This window comes from Nocardia sp. NPDC004654, assembly GCF_040609595.1.
Lineage (GTDB): Bacteria > Actinomycetota > Actinomycetes > Mycobacteriales > Mycobacteriaceae > Nocardia.
The window spans coordinates 462,304-478,453 of the sequence record NZ_JBEXKI010000004.1 but is presented as its reverse complement, the minus strand read 5'-3'; the positions used below and the strand labels follow the sequence as shown (position 1 = coordinate 478,453).

Sequence of the window (16,150 nt, the reverse complement as noted above, 5' to 3'; positions counted from 1 at the left end):
AAAGTTTGAAAGAACTCGCTTTGGTGCGCCTAACCCAAACCCTTTCAAATGTGCCGCGTGCTCTGGAACGTCTCATTGACAAGGTCGGCGAACATCCCGCTCGTGTTCCACGCAAGAAGCTCGTACACAAGGTGACATCGACAAAGCCCGAGCGGCGTAGATACAAGCCGAACCGAAAACTGTCGCCGGAAGAAGTGCAGAAGTTGGTAGCGCAGTATGAAGCCGGAGCAACAATCGCTGCTCTTGCGCGTGAGTGGGGAATGCATACGCAAACGGTCGACACCCACCTAAAAAGCTGCGGCGTTCAGAAGCATGGAAGTTTCAAGCTGTCTCCGACACAAGTCGATGAAGTCGCGTGGCTATACACCAGTGGTTGGTCAGCAGGAGAGATCGCCAGGAAGTTCGAGGTCACGACCACAACGATTAGCAAGAGTCTCGTCCGCGCAGGTGTAACCCTTCGGAGTCATCGACAGGCGCAACGGAGAATCCAGAATAGGAGGAAGCAGCGCAAAAATTAGGCAGCGCGCGATTATAAGAGTCATCCCTCATCCGAATCCGTCTGGACAAGAACCGATCGCCAGTCGTCGGCCCCCTCGATCACCCCCGCAGTTTTGAGGATCTTGTCTCGCCAGTATTCGGCGCGCGATGGGGCGGTTTCGATGTCGCTACGAATCGCGAAAAGTTGGAGCCCTGTCATTAGGCAATGGTCGCGGCTAACGCAGTACGGAAGCATCTGGTCGGGAAAATCCTTCTCAGTCCTCGCTGACAGATCGGTTTCTCGCCAGGTATTCACTATGAGGATGCCCTTCGGGGCTGTGCCCGTCGCCTCCAACTCGCCAGCCACCCATTTTTCGAGCTGCGCGGCATGCTTCTCAGCGGCGCTCTTATTTACCCCTTTTACCTCAACGACGGCATTCCGTGAGTCAAACTTGACCTTCCAGTCATCCCGTCCCGGTTCGGGTTCAGTGACGTCCCCGCCGAGCAACTCAAGCACTGCTTTTACTTCCAGTTCAAGAGCGCGACCAGTGCCAAGAAAGAGCTGGTCCTTAGATTGCCCTTGCTCCTCCTTTTGCTGGAGCGTGGACAGCTTTGCGCGGGCCGTCTCAACACGATTTTGCTGCTTTACGACGGCATCGCGAAGCGCAAGCTGATCTTTTGTGGAGTACTTAGTCGCCCACGCCGGACGCGCTTCGACAACCCTCGCTTTTATTTTTTCGATTGCTGCTAATAGGTCTTGCTGTACTTCTACCGACTCTTCTTTCCACGTCATCTCCCCCGTTTCCCCATCCCTACCATCCGACAATCCGAACGGAGGCAAAAGGAGGAGCACACCATCATCGCTGGTCTGGAGGACTGATCCAACAATACGATTGGTTCCTATGACGGATGCGACAGGTTTTCCAGGAGGCGCGGACATGACAGCTTCATACCTGAGGAGATGCTTGTACTTACGCAAGAAAGACGAAATTGCACCTTCGCCATCGATGCCAATGCGATTACCAGCGGCACGTGTCAGCTGCGGGTCGGTAATCGGAAACGCATCCCATATGTCTATTTTTTCTACTATGGGCGTAACCTTCTGATTGCGACCAGTGCCGAAATATCGTTTTTCTCCCGTTGCAATGTAACATTCCTGCGGTGGGCGAACGATTACTATCACAGTACGCCCCGACTTTAGGAATTCGGCGAATTCCGACCTGCGACGCGAGATATCTGATTTAAGACTGACAGAGGCATGATCGCTCAGTCGTGGTAGATTCTTGAAATAGGACTCACTGAAATAGGAATCGGACTGCAAGTAACTGTTCAACGTACTTTCAGGATCCCAGATCACAACATCGTAGTCAAATACGCTAACGTCACTACTGAAAGATTCGCGGTCGCAGTCATCACTATCGTCGCCACCGTAGACGGGGTCGTAGTCGAGGGATAGCAGTCGCATGCTCTAGATCGTCCTTCTCACTATGGCTGCCAAATATTTTGCGGGTTGAAGATATTGACCTTGAATGCGGTACTTTTGGCCACAATGCGAGAGTTCACCACGAGAAATACCTCAACAAGATGACTACCGGTGTAGGATGTACGCTCCCAGTTCACTGTCGGATCATCCGACACACCGCCCGACAATTTTTTTCCTCGTATAAATTCGCCTCGCAGCCCCTTCGTGCTTGACCGAGCATGTTTGCCTGTGTTGGTAATTCGCCACCACACACTCGAAGTGGTCGGACCTGTTCGAGTCGCCTTGAAACGGATAAATCTACCAGAGAATAGTAGGCCGCCATCGCTAGGATAGCGCATGCTTCGGCCTTTGTTGCCTCGCTGCGACCAGGCTTCAAGAGTCACTTCGTAGCGAGAATCCAGCATCTCAAGCCAACCTTTTGCCTCTGGTGATTGCGCATGAGACGTGTCCGCAAGTTGGACGTTGAACACACCTTTGTCGACCGACGGGAATGCATCTCCAAAGAGTTCTTTCCAAGCATCAACCTTCTCAACTAGCGTGTCAGCATTGGCAGCTACATTCACCAGTCCAGCAGCTTCGCCTAATTCTGTCTTAAAGTTGGCAAAAGACTCCTTGCTCCACCGCTTAGCGAGATTCTCGACCCCTATGTCCATGACGGGGTTCCAGACTTCGGGAGGCGATTCAAGCGAGGACAATTCGTTGTGTAGACCAAGGATGGTTTGCGCAACGCGATCGGCATCATCGACAGCATCCGCTGGAAGATGCTGAGATATCAAGACCTGAAGTACGATTGACTTAATAGCACCACGTACTTCCTGGTGCTCATCACGCCAGCGCTTGAGCATCTGCACAGTCTGCCGGAACTCCAACCCCTGCTGCTCACACCAGTTCGTGTATTCATTGGGTGCGGTCGGATGCCAGCCATCGCCAGCTCGCGGCGCATCAAGCGGTGCCTTATCCGTCTGGCTAACCCTCACTGGTACGACATCGACGTGAAACTGGCCGATATCGTCGTCGGCGTATTGTATCCGCACACACGGCTTCTTTGGTGTCAGTTTGTCTTTGTAGCGACCGTGGTCCTGAAGAGTGTCGAATAGGTCGTTGATCGCCTCATCCGCAGATTCGTCGTGTTTGACCGAGACGCAGACAATATCGACGTCGTATTCACCTCCGTCAACAGGCTTGACCGCAGTGCCGTTGGCGTATGAGCCTTGAAGAAAGATTTCTTCATTACTCAAGCTATACGCTTTTTGCAGAAAGTCTATCAAGGCATTGGAGGCGCTGGTTATCCGGTCAACTTGCCTCTGCTTCAGCGAGATATCGTCTAAAAACTTTGCAAAGTATGACCGTAAACTCACGGTACCTCCTGCCAGTTCCGGATGATAATACGAAGCCAGCGCCAAGGCTGAAAAGAAAGATGGTCGCGCACGTCCTGAAGAAATTTCCGACGCACGTTAGGATCTATATTGGGGTGGACATCCGATGAATCAGAGTTACCAGTCTTGCCCGGTCGATCCCATGCGTCTCTGATATGCGGCAGAGTTGCGCTCTTAGACGCCGAAACCAGCTTTCTAAAACTCCGCCTCATGTATTCGGATTCACTGCCGATCCAACCTTCGTAGTAGTCGAGACGTTCCTGAAGATCATGGAACCTATCAGTTATGGCTCGATCACATTCGTCAGTGTTGTTGCGTCGCCTCACTCGATACAGCATCTCACGCCATTCCAACGCTGCACGAAAGGCTTCGCCGTACATCTGACGCCGACGATCACGTTGAGAAAAAATCCGCGTTGCGAAGGCGGAAAATATTGCAACCGCGATGGCGCTGGCGGCGGCGGCTCCAGCTAAAATGAGCTTGACTTCAGTATCCGTGAGATCGGCGCTAATTCTTGTTCCCCTTTTGAAGCGCAAATTTGTGCGCAATTTTACCTAGTTTATTATGCGCTTAACGTATGTTTCTGACAAGCTGTGCTAGATTCGCAAAATCCGATGCTCTCCTTTGAGGGTGTCTGAGTGTAGACCACTCCGTAGTATGCACCCGAAGACCGACAGCAACGCGCAAGCTACGGGTGTGTCGGCGAATCTTCGCTCGTGATTCTGAGCGGAGCCCGCGCAGCCACCTGCCATGAATACAGATTCCCGCGCTGCTCCAGCGCCACCATGACGACCTCCGACACCACGACATCGACCCCCTCGATCGACGCATTCATCGCGTCTGCGGTCGCAGCAGCTCGTGCAGACAGCTCCTCAAAGATCGGGTACGCGATGGTGACATGCGGGACGGAGGACGAGTCCCTGACGGTTGCGCCCGGAAAGGCGGAGAGTGTTGCTGCCCTCAGTGTTTCGCGTAGGTCGCGAACCTGATCGGCAGGCGACACAGCGAAGCCAACCGCACCGCGAAGATTGGTCAGCCGCTTGAACGTGAGCGTGAGTGGTGTCCGGTCGCCACAGGCCCGGCGTGCAGTTGCTGCGATGGATGCGCGTTGCTCCGGTGTGCTCGCTCCGTCGAAGGCGATTCGGTCGAGTGTGAGGTGAAGTCCGTCAACGGGAGTCGCCTCGAAGTAGGCCGGATCGATCGCCTGCTGGCAGGTTTTCGTCAGCGCATGAAGTTCCGGCGCGTGCTCGAAGGTCAGGAACCAATAGTGACCAAGCGGGCCGCTGCGGTCTTCACGGGGTTGCAGGCGCAAACCGTCCGTTGTGCTCGTCATCGCTCCTCACGGCTGCTTGCCAACACGTCCTCCACTGTCCGCAGTTCCGGCGTCGTACCCCACCGGGCGGCAGCATCCCGCACGAACTCCGAACCCCGCCGCTGAACTTGCAGCATGAGCCTACCGCGCGTTGGACTGAGCGCTTCGTGCATGATCGCCACCGCGGCGTCCAGGTCAGCGTCCTCGCTCAGGACGTGCGACCGTGCCACGTCGATCATTACCAGCGAACGGCCCCACGGCGAATTGGCGTCGCTCATCTCCGACAAGGCGAGGTCAGCGAAGTACTCGACCCTGTCCGGTTTCGCCAACGACAGATAGGCCGTGGCTGCGTTCCCGGCGATCTGCGCCGGACTGTAACTCTCCAGCGAGATGCTGGACGGAACCCCTACCGGCGCATCGCTCCGCGGCAGCAGTTCATACGCCGCCTCAACCGCACGGTGTACGCCGTCGATGTCGCCGAGTTTTCCGCTGGCGCGAGCCACGCCGTTGATCGCCAACCGAACACTCTGAGGTCCGGTCGCATTGCGCGCAAGGCCGTCCTCCGCGTAGTGCAGTGCGTTGTCGAATCGGCCCGCATAGTATTCGCAGAAGCTTTGCAGGCCGCGTGCCCATGCCGCCAGATTGCTGTCCTGGGCGTAGTCGCCGAGTTGGAAGGACTCCTGGCAGTAGGCCCGCGCAAGCGAGAAGTGAGCGCAGCCAACCGCGATGTAGCCAAGCAGTCCAGAGGTCATGCTGGCGATTCCGAAATGCTGACTCCGCTGTACGGGATGGCCGCACTCGCTGATGAGTTCGTCGAGCGACCGTGTTCTGCGGCGGATGCGGCAGCAGGCTGATCGTCACCCACGCCAGGAACCGTCACGGCACCGTGTATCCGTACTTCGTGTGCCTGGGCCGCCACCAGAAGGCGAACGACTGCACGCGCAAGGCAGTGCTCATCGAACACGTCGAGGAACTGGTCGAGGAGGAATACAAGACGATCCAACTGACGACCGGACTGAGGGAGAGGGTCGAGACCAGCCTCCGAGACGAACTATCGATCAGCCGCCAGGCAGCCGACCGCGACGCTCATGACCTGGAGAAGCAACGGAAGCGCCTGCTCGATGAACGATCGAAGCTGCTGCAAGCCCACTACGCCGGAGCGATCCCGCTCGACCTCATGAAAGACGAACAGGACCGCATCGCCGACCAACTGGCCCGGATCGAGATCCGCCTGGAGGCTAGCTTGCTCAGCATCGAGGTCGTTGAGAACAATCTGCGCACCGCGCTCAACTACGCCAGCAACTGTCATGCGGGCTATCTGGAAGCAAGTTCCAGCGTCCGTCGCCTGTTCAACCAAGCATTCTTCGAGAAGGTCTACCTCGAACAGGACCATGTCCACATCGAGCTGGCCGAACCGTTCAAGACCCTGCTGGGCGGTGAACTGATCGCCGCCAGTGTGGGCGAGATCGAGGCCGTTCGGGCAGGTCAGACCGACGTTACCGACCCGGACGACCAACGAGTGGCTGCGGATGGCGTGGAAGTGATGGAGATCATCTGCAGGAGCCCGGAAACCAACAAACCCGCACCGGTGGGTGCGGGTTTGAAAGGTAATAACCTGGTGCGCGAGAGGGGACTTGAACCCCTACGTCCGTGGACACCAGAACCTAAATCTGGCGCGTCTGCCAATTTCGCCACTCGCGCTTGATGGTACGACCGTCCAAACTCTACCGGGCTTGACCGAGATCGCGAAGCTTCTGTGAGGAGTGTCGTACTGGCCGGTAACACGACCAGGGACTATAACGATTAGATAACGGTCAACATGAGGGGCACTCATGTTTCATACGTGTTGGTAACCGGGTGGACCAGCGGGTTCAAACATGAGGACGGGTCATGTTTTTCATAATTCTGGTACGGACGTACGTAAATACCGGGCGGTAAGAGGGCGCCGACGAGCCAAACGTGAGGATTTCCTCATGATTTTGTGCCATCCTCGCCCGTATCAGGCCTAGAGGTCGAGGACGACCCGCGCACCTATAGGAAGCGGCGTGTCGACTACGGGCATGTCGCCAGGAGAAGGAAGTCGAAGCGTCTTGACGATCAACGAGAGCACCGAGACCGGAACCGGAGCGAGCGCGAAGGTGGTCAGGACTGCCGGGCAGGCAGCCGGCGTGCGATCGCCGCTGCTCGATCGTTTGCTGAACGGGACGCCGTACGCGCTGGCCTTCGGCGGGCAGGGCGCGCAGTGGCTCGGCGAACTGGAGGAGATCGGGCGCGACAGCGCGCTGGAGCCGGAGCTGACCGCGTTGGTCAACGAGGCGGCCGCGCTGCTGGAACCCGTTGCGGCACAACTACTTGTGGTCCGTCCCGTCGGGTTCGACCCGATCGGGTGGATGCTCGAGGACGAACTGGTCGACACCGAGCAGGGTGAGACCTCGGCGGCGCCTTCGGAGCAGGTGCTGCGGTCCGCGTCCGTCTCGATGCCGGGCGTGCTGCTGACGCAGCTGGCCGCGCTTCGGGCGCTGCGGTTGCAGGGTCTCGATTTCGCCGAGCACGCGCCGGTCGCCGTCGTCGGACACTCGCAGGGCAAGCTGGCGGCCGCGGCGGTGCGATCGGGCGGCGCGCGGGACGCGGAGCTGCTGGCGATCGCGCAGTTGATCGGCGCCGCGGGCAATCTGGTGGCGCGCAGGCGCGGGCTGATGCCGGTGGGCGAGCGGTCGCCGATGGTGGCGGTATCCAACGTCGATCCCGAGCAGTTGCGCGCGGTGGTCGCGGAGGTCGCCGAAGGCGTGAATCCCGATGCGGCAGCGGTGGTCTCGATCCGCAACGGGCGGCGCAGGGCGGTGCTCTCGGGTGCCCCGACGCAGCTGGAGCGGGTGCGGCAGCGCTGCACGCAGATTTCCGAGGAGCAGACCCGTGCCCGCGACGCGAAGGTGCGCGGCGGTGCGGTGTTCGCCCCGGTCTTCGAGGACGTGCTGGTCGACGTCGCCTTCCATCATCCGGCCCTGGCCGAGACGGTGGAAATGGTGGCGGGCTGGGCCACCCAGTGCGGACTGGACGCGGAGCTGGCCGGTTCGCTCGCCAAGTCCATCCTGGTCGACCCGGTGGACTGGGTGCAGTCCGTCGACGACATGGTCGACGCGGGCGCGCAGTGGATTCTGGATCTGGGCCCCGGCGATCTGCTCAGCCGTATCACCGGCGGCACGTTGAAGGGCAGTGGCGTCGGCATCGTCGCCGCCGCGACCCGCCCGGGCCAGCGCAGCCTGCTGACCCCCGGCGCGGCTCCGGAGCAGGCACGGCCGTGGTCGGACTACGCGCCGCGCCCGGTGCGGCTGCCGAACGGCCGGATCGTGGTGGAGACCGCGTTCACCAAGCTGACCGGTCGCTCGCCGATCCTGCTCGCGGGCATGACGCCGACCACCGTGGACGCCAAGATCGTCGCGGCCGCGGCGAACGCGGGCCACTGGGCCGAGCTCGCGGGCGGTGGCCAGGTGACCGAGCAGATCTTCGCCGACCGGGTCGCCGAGCTGAAGAAGCTGCTGCAGCCCGGTCGCGCGGTGCAGTTCAACTCGCTGTTCCTCGATCCTTACCTGTGGAAGTTGCAGCTGGGCGGCAAGCGCCTCGTGCAGCGGGCCCGCAGCGCGGGCGCTCCGTTCGACGGTGTGATCGTCACCGCGGGCATCCCGGAGCTCGACGAGGCCGTCGCGCTCATTCAGGAGCTCACCGAGGTCGGCATCTCGCACGTCGCGTTCAAGCCGGGCACCGTCGCGCAGATCCGCGCCGTGCTGCGCATCGCCGACGAGGTGCCGGACTACCCGGTGATCATGCACATCGAGGGCGGCAAAGCAGGCGGCCACCACTCCTGGGAGGACCTGGACGACCTGCTGCTGGAGACCTACGCCGAACTGCGCAACCGCGCCAACGTGGTGGTCTGCGTCGGTGGCGGCATCGGAACCCCCGAGCGCGCCACGGAATACCTCACCGGCGCGTGGTCGCAGGCGCACGGCTACCCGGTGATGCCGCTGGACGGCGTGCTGGTCGGCACCGCGGCGATGGCGACGCTGGAGGCGACCACCGCACCCGAGGTCAAGCAGCTGCTCGTCGACACCCCCGGAACCCCGGACTGGGTCGGGGCGGGTACCGCGTCCGGCGGAATGGCTTCGGGCCGTAGCCAATTGGGCGCCGACATCCACGAGATCGACAACGCCGCCTCGCGCACCGGCCGCCTGCTCGACGAGGTCGCGGGCGACGCCGACGCGGTCGCCGCCCGGCGCGCGGAGATCATCGAGGCCCTCGATGGCACGGCCAAGCCGTACTTCGGCGATCTCGGCGCCATGACGTATCTGGAATGGCTGGAGCGCTACGTCGAGCTGGCCGTCGGCTTGGACCGCCGCAAGGACTTCGACTGCGGCAGCGACCTCGGCGACGCCATCCTCGACGCCACCCGTTCGGTGTGGCTCGACATCACCTGGCGCGACCGCTTCGCGGAGATGATGCGCCGCACCGAGTCCCGGCTGCACCCGGCCGACCGCGGCGAGATTCCGACGCTGTTCGCCGACGACGAGGCGTTCGAGCGCCCGGTCGACGCCTTGTGCACGCTGAAGAAGCAGTACCCGGCCGCCGAGCAGACCCTGCTGCACCCCGCCGACGTGCCGTTCTTCATCGCGCTGTGCAAGACGCCCGGCAAGCCGGTCAACTTCGTGCCGGTCGTCGACGCCGACGTGCGGCGCTGGTGGCGCTCGGATTCCCTGTGGCAGGCGCACGATCCGCGCTACTCCGCCGATCAGGTGTGCGTCATCCCCGGCACCGTGTCCGTCGCGGGCATCACCCGGGTGGACGAGCCGGTCGGCGAGCTGCTGGATCGCTTCGAGCAGGACACCGCCTACTCGCTGGTGCGCGAGGGCGTGGTGCCCACCCCGATCGACGCGCGCCGTGCTGCTGGCGTGACGAGCGGCCCGATCGACGCGGTGCTGGCCGCACCGGACGTGGAGTGGGCGGGCCGCACCACCGTGAACCCGGTGCACCGGCTCGGCGACCACACCGAATGGACCGTGGACGGCAAGGGCGCCGTGCACCCGCGCACCGGAGCCACTCTGGTCGAGACCACCGGTCCGGAGGCCGACCACTCCTACGTCGAGCTGACTGTCCCGCTGCTGCGCAGCGACGCGGTGCGCATCCGGATCACCGTGCCCGTTTCCATCTACAACGGCGGCGCGCCGGTCGTCACCGAGGCCGACGCCGAGGCCGCCATGGCGGCGCTGCTCGCGGTCGCGGCCGGGCAGTCGCTGCCGGAGGTCAAGGGCTCGGCGGCGCACGTCAACCTGGCCTGGACCCCGGATCTGATCGCCGACCACGCCGGTGTCACCGGCGCGGGTCTGCCCGCCTCGCTCAGCACGCTGGGCCGCACCGCGCCCGACGTGCTGGTCGGCGCCTGCTGGCCCGCCGTGTTCGCGGTGCTCGGCGCCACCCGCACCGGCGACGCGCGCTCGGTCATCGAGGGCATGCTCGACCTGGTGCACCTCGACCACCAGATCGAGCTGCTGCGCGAACTGCCCAGCACCACGAGCATTCTCGTGGTGCGCGCGGAGTCGAAGTCGGTGCTCGACACCGACATGGGCCGCGTCGTCGAGGTGGAGGTCACCGTCGGCGAGATGCGTGACAAGGGCCTGGACGTGGTGCCGCTGGCCCGGCTCAGCGAGCGCTTCGCCATCCGCGGCCGCAACGGCGCGGGCGAACTGGCCGACCCGCCGCGGGCCGCGGGCACCGCCGCGTCGGCCACCGACACCCCCCGACGCCGTCGCCGCGACGTCACCCTCGTCGCGCCGCGCGCCATGCACGCTTTCGCCGCGGTGTCCGGCGATCACAACCCGATCCACACCAGCGACAACGCCGCCAAGCTCGCCGGGCTGGGCAGCCCGATCGTGCACGGCATGTGGCTGTCGGCCGCCGCGCAGCACGCGGTGTCCGCCGTGGATCCCGAAAGCTCGGTTCCCGCACGGACTCTCACCGCATGGACCACGCGCTTCCTCGGCATGGTGCGTCCGGGTGCGGAGATCGACGTGCGGGTCGAGCGGATCGCCGTCGACGCGGGCAGCGAGATCGTCGAGGTCTCCTGCCGCACGGGCGGCGATCTCGTGATGACCGCGACCGGCCGCACGAAGGCGCCGAAGACCGTGTACGCCTTCCCGGGGCAGGGCATCCAGCGCAAGGGGATGGGTCTGGACGCCCGGTCGCGGTCCAAAGCGGCCAAGGACATCTGGGAACGCGCCGACAAGCACACCCGCGAGGCGCTCGGCTTCTCGATCCTGGCCGTGGTGCGCGACAACCCGACCTACCTCAAGGCGCGCGGCGTCGAACACCGGCACCCGGACGGCGTGCTGCACCTGACACAGTTCACCCAGGTCGCCATGGCGACCCTGGGCGTCGCGCAGGTCGCCGAGCTGCGCGAGGCGGGTGCGTTCGTCGAGGGCGCCATGCTCGCGGGCCACTCGGTCGGTGAATACAACGCGCTCGCCGCGGTCGCCGGGGTGCTGCCGCTCGAGGCGGTGCTCGAGGTGGTGTTCCAGCGCGGTTCGGCGATGCACGAGCTGGTGCCGCGGGATGCCCAGGGCCGCAGCGACTATCGGATGGCCGCCATCCGGCCCTCGCAGATCGGCCTGCCCGACGAGGACGTGATCGGCTTCGTCCAAGGCGTGTCCGAGCAGACCGGCGAATTCCTCGAGGTCGTCAACCTGAACCTGCGCGGCTCGCAGTACGCGATCGCGGGCACGGTGGCGGGCCTGGACGCGCTGGAGACCGAGATCGACCGCCGCCGGGCCGAATTCGGCGGCAAGCGGGCGTTCATCCTGGTGCCCGGCATCGACGTGCCGTTCCACTCCACCGTGCTGCGCAAGGGCGTGCCGGAGTTCCGGCAGAAGCTCGAGCAGCTGCTGCCCGCCGACCTGCGGCCGGACGTGCTGGTCGGCCGCTACGTTCCGAACCTGGTGCCGAGGCCGTTCTCGCTGGAGCGCGATTTCGTCCAGGAGATCGCGGATCTGGTGCCCTCGGAACCGCTCGCCGCGGTGCTCGCCGATTTCGACAGCTGGGCGGCTCGGCCGACCGATCTGTGCCGTGTGGTGCTGGTCGAGCTGCTCGCCTGGCAGTTCGCCAGCCCGGTGCGCTGGATCGAGACTCAGGACCTGCTGTTCACCGACGCCGAGAACGGCGGGCTCGGTGTCGAGCGGTTCGTCGAGATCGGTCTCGGCGCGACGCCGACCGTGGCGAACCTGGCCAGCCAGACACTGAAGCTGCCCAGCTTCGGCACCGCCACCGTCGAGGTGCTCAACATCGAGCGCGAGGCCGCGGTCGTCTACGCGACCGACACCGACCCCGCCCCGGTCGACGAGCCCGACGAGACCCCGGCCGAGACCGCAGCCCCGGCCGCCGCCGCGCCCGCCGCGGTGGCCGCACCGGCCCCGGTCGCGAGTTCGGGCGGTCCCCGTCCCGACGACATCCTGTTCACCGCCGCCGACGCCACCCGGGTGCTCATCGCCCTGTGGACCAAGCTGCGGCTGGACCAGATCGGCCCGGTGGACACCATCGAGGGCCTCTGCGACGGCGTCTCCTCGCGGCGCAACCAGCTCCTCGTCGACCTCGGCTCGGAACTCTCGCTCGGCGCCATCGACGGCGCGGCCGACGCCGACATGGGCGCGCTCTCGGCCACCGTCGAGCGGCTGGCGCGCACCTACAAGCCGTTCGGTTCGGTGCTCTCCGACTCGATCAACGACCACCTGCGCAAGGTGTTCGGCCCGTCCGGCAAGCGGCCCGCCGCGATCGCCGAGCGCGTCAAGAAGGTGTGGGAACTCGGCGACGGCTGGGCCAGCCACGTCACCGCCGAGGTCTCGCTCGGCACTCGGGAAGGCGCCAGCGTGCGCGGCGGCGATCTCGGCGGACTCGTCTCGGGCGCGCTGAACGACGCGGCCTCGGTCGACGCCGCCATCGACGCGGCCGTGCAGGCCGTCGCCGCCCGGCGCGGTGTCGCGGTGTCGCTGCCCACGGCGGGCGGTGGCGGCGGCGCCACGGTCGACGCGGCGGCGCTCGGCGAGTTCACCGAGCAGATCACCGGCCGCGACGGCGTGCTCGCCTCGGCGGCGCGGGTCATCCTGGAGCAGCTCGGCCTCACCGATCGGGTGTCGGCGCCGGAGGCCACCGACGACACGCTGGTCGACCTGGTCTCGGCCGAATTGGGTTCGGACTGGCCGCGTTTGGTCGCGCCCGCGTTCGACGCACGCAAGGCGGTGCTGATCGACGACCGCTGGGCGACCGCGCGCGAGGATCTGGCGCGGCTGTGGCTGCTCGACGACTCGCACACGGCCGACGGCTCGGTCATCGGCTTCCTCGGTGCGGGCGAAGCCGTTGCCGCGCAGGCCGAATGGTGGCGCGAGCAGGCCAAGCACGAGGCGCGCTCGGTGCTGGCGGGCTTGTACGAGCGGATCGCCGAGGCCGCGCGTACCACCGAGGAGCCGGGCCTGTGGTCCGACGACATCGCGGTGATCACCGGCGCGAGCAAGGGTTCCATCGCCGCGGCGGTGACCGGACGCCTGCTCGGCGGCGGCGCGACCGTCATCGTCACCACCTCGGGCCTGAACGACGACCGTCTCGGCTTCTACAAGAAGCTCTACCGCGAGAACGCCAGGCACGGCGCCGCCCTGTGGGTCGTGCCCGCGAACATGGCCTCCTACCAGGACGTCGACGCGCTGATCGACTGGGTCGGCAGCGAACAGGTCGACAACGCGGGCGGCGCGAAGGTCAAGATCAAGGACGCCATGACGCCGACCGTGCTGCTGCCGTTCGCGGCGCCGCGGGTGGCGGGCGATCTGGCCGACGCGGGCGCGCGCGCCGAAATGGAGATGCGCGTGCTGCTCTGGTCGGTGGAGCGGCTGATCGGCGGGTTGTCCAAGCTCGGCGCCGATCACGACGTGGACGCGAAACTGCATGTGGTGCTGCCCGGTTCGCCGAACCGCGGCATGTTCGGCGGCGACGGCGCCTACGGTGAGTCCAAGGCCGCGCTCGACGCGGTGGTCGCCAAGTGGCGGGCCGAGAAGTCCTGGTCGACGCGGGTGACGCTGGTGCACGCGCTGATCGGCTGGGTGCGCGGCACCGGCCTGATGGGCCACAACGACCCGATGGTCGAGGCCGTAGAGAAGGCGGGCGTGCAGACCTGGTCCACCACCGAGATGGCCGACGAGCTGCTCAAGTGGTGCACCTCGCGGGCCCGTCAGGTGACGGTCACCGGTCCGCAGCAGATCGACCTGACCGGCGGACTGGCCAGGGCCAAGCTGGATCTGCCCGCGCTGGCCAAGGAAGCGGCCGAGCAGGAGGCGGCGGAATCCGCGGAAACCGCCGCGGCCGCGACCATTCCGGCCCTGCCCGCCCCGCCGACCATGACCTCGGCGCTGCCGGTGCCCGAATGGGGCGAGGTCACCGCCGACCTGGCCGACATGGTGGTCATCGTCGGCGCGGCCGAACTCGGACCCTACGGCTCCTCGCGCACCCGCTTCGAGATGGAGGTCTCCGACGAGCTCTCCGCCGCGGGCGTGCTCGAACTCGCCTGGACCACCGGGATGGTGACCTGGGAGAACGATCCCAAGCCGGGCTGGTACGACGCCGAATCCGGTGACTACGTCCCGGAATACGAAGTGGCCGAGCGTTACCACGACGCCGTGGTCGCCCGCTGCGGCATCCGCCGCTACGAGGACGACGGCGCCATGCTCGACAACACCGCGCCGCTGATGACCTCGGTCTTCCTCGATCAGGATCTGTCGTTCACGGTCGGCAGCGAGGCCGAGGCCCGCGCCTTCCACGCGGCCGATCCGGAGCACACCGTCGTCACGGCGGTGCCGGACTCCGGCGACTGGACGGTGACCCGCAAGGCGGGCACCGAGATCCGGGTGCCGCGCAAGGCCAAGCTCTCGCGCACGGTCGGCGGCCAGATCCCGACCGGCTGGGATCCCACCATCTGGGGCATCTCCGCCGACATGGCCGCCTCGGTGGACCGGGTCGCGCTGTGGAACATCGTCTGCACGGTGGACGCGTTCCTCGGCTCCGGCTTCAGCCCCGCCGAGCTGATGAGCTGGGTGCACCCCTCGCTGGTCGCCAACACCCAGGGCACCGGCATGGGCGGCATGTCCTCGATGCGCTCGCTCTACGTCGACAACCTGCTCGGCGAGCCGCGGCCCAACGACATCCTGCAGGAGGCGCTGCCGAACGTGGCCCTCGCGCACGTGGTGCAGTCCTACGTGGGCAGCTACGGCGCGATGGTGCACCCGGTGGCGGCCTGCGCCACGGCGGCGGTGTCCGTCGAGGAAGGCGTCGACAAGATCCGGCTCGGCAAGGCCGAACTCGTGGTCGCGGGCGGCTACGACGACCTCGGGATCGAGGGGATCGTCGGCTTCGGTGACATGTCGGCTACCGCGGATTCGGCGACCATGAGCGCCAAGGGCATCAGCGACCGGTACTTCTCCCGCGCCAACGACCGCCGCCGCGGCGGCTTCGTGGAATCGCAGGGTGGCGGCACCGTGCTGCTCGCCCGCGGTGACGTGGCGCTGGAAATGGGTCTTCCGGTGCTCGGCGTGGTGGCCTACGCGCAGTCCTTCGCCGACGGCGTGCACACCTCGATCCCGGCGCCCGGCCTCGGTGCGCTCGGCGCGGGTCGCGGCGGTCGCGAGTCTCGGTTCGCCGCGGAGCTGCGCAAGCTCGGCCTCACACCGGACGAGATCGCGGTGGTGTCCAAGCACGACACCTCCACCGCGGCAAACGATCCCAACGAGTCCGAGCTGCACGAGCGGCTGGCCGGGGCGATCGGTCGTTCGGAAGGCGCGCCGCTGTTCGTGGTTTCGCAGAAGAGCCTGACCGGACACGCCAAGGGCGGTGCGGCCGCGTTCCAGCTGATCGGCCTGTGCCAGGTGCTGGAAACCGGTGTGGTGCCGCCGAACCGGAGTCTGGACTGTGTCGACGAGAAGATGCAGGCCTACCCGCACCTGGTGTGGCCGCGCGAGCCGCTGCGCTTCGGCGAGCGATTCCCGCTCAAGGCCGGTCTGGTGACCTCGCTCGGTTTCGGGCACGTCTCGGGCCTGCTCGCCGTCGTGCACCCGCAGGCGTTCCTCCAGGCCATCGAGCCCGCGCGGCGCGAGGAGTACCAGCGCCAGGCCGAGCAGCGTCAGCTGGCCGGTCGGCAACGGTTCGTCGAGGCCATGTGCGGCGGCGCGCCGCTGTACGAGCGGCCCGCGGACCGGCGGCTCGGCGGAGAAGGCACGCCCGCCAAGCGGATTCGCCAGCTCGAGGCGGACATGCTGCTCTCGCCGCAGGCTCGCCTCGGCGCGGACGGCGCCTACCGTGCCGACGGATTCGGTTGCGGCACGGGCGCGGTCATCGTCGGGCAACTCGAGGGCGATGCCTCTTTGGATCGGTGACTTCGGCCACTACCCTTCACTCAGGCCGTCCGGCGCGGGCGGCCGGGACCCGGCG

The 16,150-nt window shown here is 65.3% G+C and carries 8 protein-coding genes, 1 tRNA gene and 1 pseudogene; 3 read left to right on the top strand and 7 right to left on the bottom strand.

Annotated features, from left to right (window positions below; translation table 11 throughout):
- The first annotated feature begins 5 nt into the window (after nt 1-5).
- Nucleotides 6-518 (top strand): hypothetical protein, encoded by a 513-nt coding sequence (locus ABZV58_RS16480; protein WP_355000951.1) that lies wholly within the window; start codon nt 6-8, stop codon nt 516-518.
- 20 nt (nt 519-538) lie between these two features.
- Here ABZV58_RS16480 and ABZV58_RS16475 read toward each other — a convergent pair whose 3' ends face one another.
- From ABZV58_RS16475 to ABZV58_RS16455, 5 genes are all read right to left on the bottom strand, one after another.
- Nucleotides 539-1,942 carry a hypothetical protein gene (locus ABZV58_RS16475; protein ID WP_355000950.1) on the bottom strand — a complete coding sequence of 468 codons (1,404 nt, stop codon included), beginning with the start codon at nt 1,940-1,942 and terminating at the stop codon, nt 539-541.
- 20 nt (nt 1,943-1,962) lie between these two features.
- A complete protein-coding gene (locus ABZV58_RS16470) occupies nt 1,963-3,318 on the bottom strand; it encodes a nucleotidyltransferase (protein WP_355000949.1) in 1,356 nt (451 codons plus the stop codon).
- Nucleotides 3,315-3,884 (bottom strand): hypothetical protein, encoded by a 570-nt coding sequence (locus ABZV58_RS16465; protein ID WP_355000948.1) that lies wholly within the window; start codon nt 3,882-3,884, stop codon nt 3,315-3,317. Before ABZV58_RS16465 ends, ABZV58_RS16470 begins: the two co-directional genes overlap by 4 nt.
- Before the next feature lie 140 nt (nt 3,885-4,024).
- A complete protein-coding gene (locus tag ABZV58_RS16460; RefSeq protein ID WP_355000947.1) occupies nt 4,025-4,669 on the bottom strand; it encodes a 2'-5' RNA ligase family protein in 645 nt (214 codons plus the stop codon).
- Nucleotides 4,666-5,400, bottom strand: a complete 735-nt coding sequence (locus ABZV58_RS16455) for a hypothetical protein (RefSeq protein WP_355000946.1) — start codon at nt 5,398-5,400, stop codon at nt 4,666-4,668. Before ABZV58_RS16455 ends, ABZV58_RS16460 begins: the two co-directional genes overlap by 4 nt.
- Nucleotides 5,401-5,471: 71 nt before the next feature.
- Between ABZV58_RS16455 and ABZV58_RS16450 the strand changes: the two are divergent.
- Nucleotides 5,472-5,627: pseudogene (locus ABZV58_RS16450) on the top strand (zinc ribbon domain-containing protein); the annotation flags it as partial.
- Between the two features lie 72 nt (nt 5,628-5,699).
- Here the strand turns inward: ABZV58_RS16450 and ABZV58_RS16445 are convergent.
- Both ABZV58_RS16445 and ABZV58_RS16440 read right to left on the bottom strand, forming a co-directional pair.
- Complete coding sequence (locus ABZV58_RS16445) at nt 5,700-6,164, bottom strand: hypothetical protein (protein ID WP_355000945.1); 465 nt, start codon at nt 6,162-6,164, stop codon at nt 5,700-5,702.
- A gap of 100 nt (nt 6,165-6,264) precedes the next feature.
- Nucleotides 6,265-6,349, bottom strand: a tRNA-Leu gene (locus ABZV58_RS16440).
- Nucleotides 6,350-6,738: 389 nt separating this feature from the next.
- Here ABZV58_RS16440 and ABZV58_RS16435 point away from each other — a divergent pair.
- Complete coding sequence (locus tag ABZV58_RS16435) at nt 6,739-16,095, top strand: fatty acid synthase subunit beta domain-containing protein (protein ID WP_355000944.1); 9,357 nt, start codon at nt 6,739-6,741, stop codon at nt 16,093-16,095.
- Nucleotides 16,096-16,150: the final 55 nt, after the last annotated feature.

Coding starts and splice junctions, on each gene's coding strand:
- ABZV58_RS16475 (WP_355000950.1), bottom strand. CDS start 1,942: ATGCGACTGCTATCCCTCGACTACGACCCCGTCTACGGTGGCGACGAT.
- ABZV58_RS16460 (WP_355000947.1), bottom strand. CDS start 4,669: ATGACGAGCACAACGGACGGTTTGCGCCTGCAACCCCGTGAAGACCGC.
- ABZV58_RS16455 (WP_355000946.1), bottom strand. CDS start 5,400: ATGACCTCTGGACTGCTTGGCTACATCGCGGTTGGCTGCGCTCACTTC.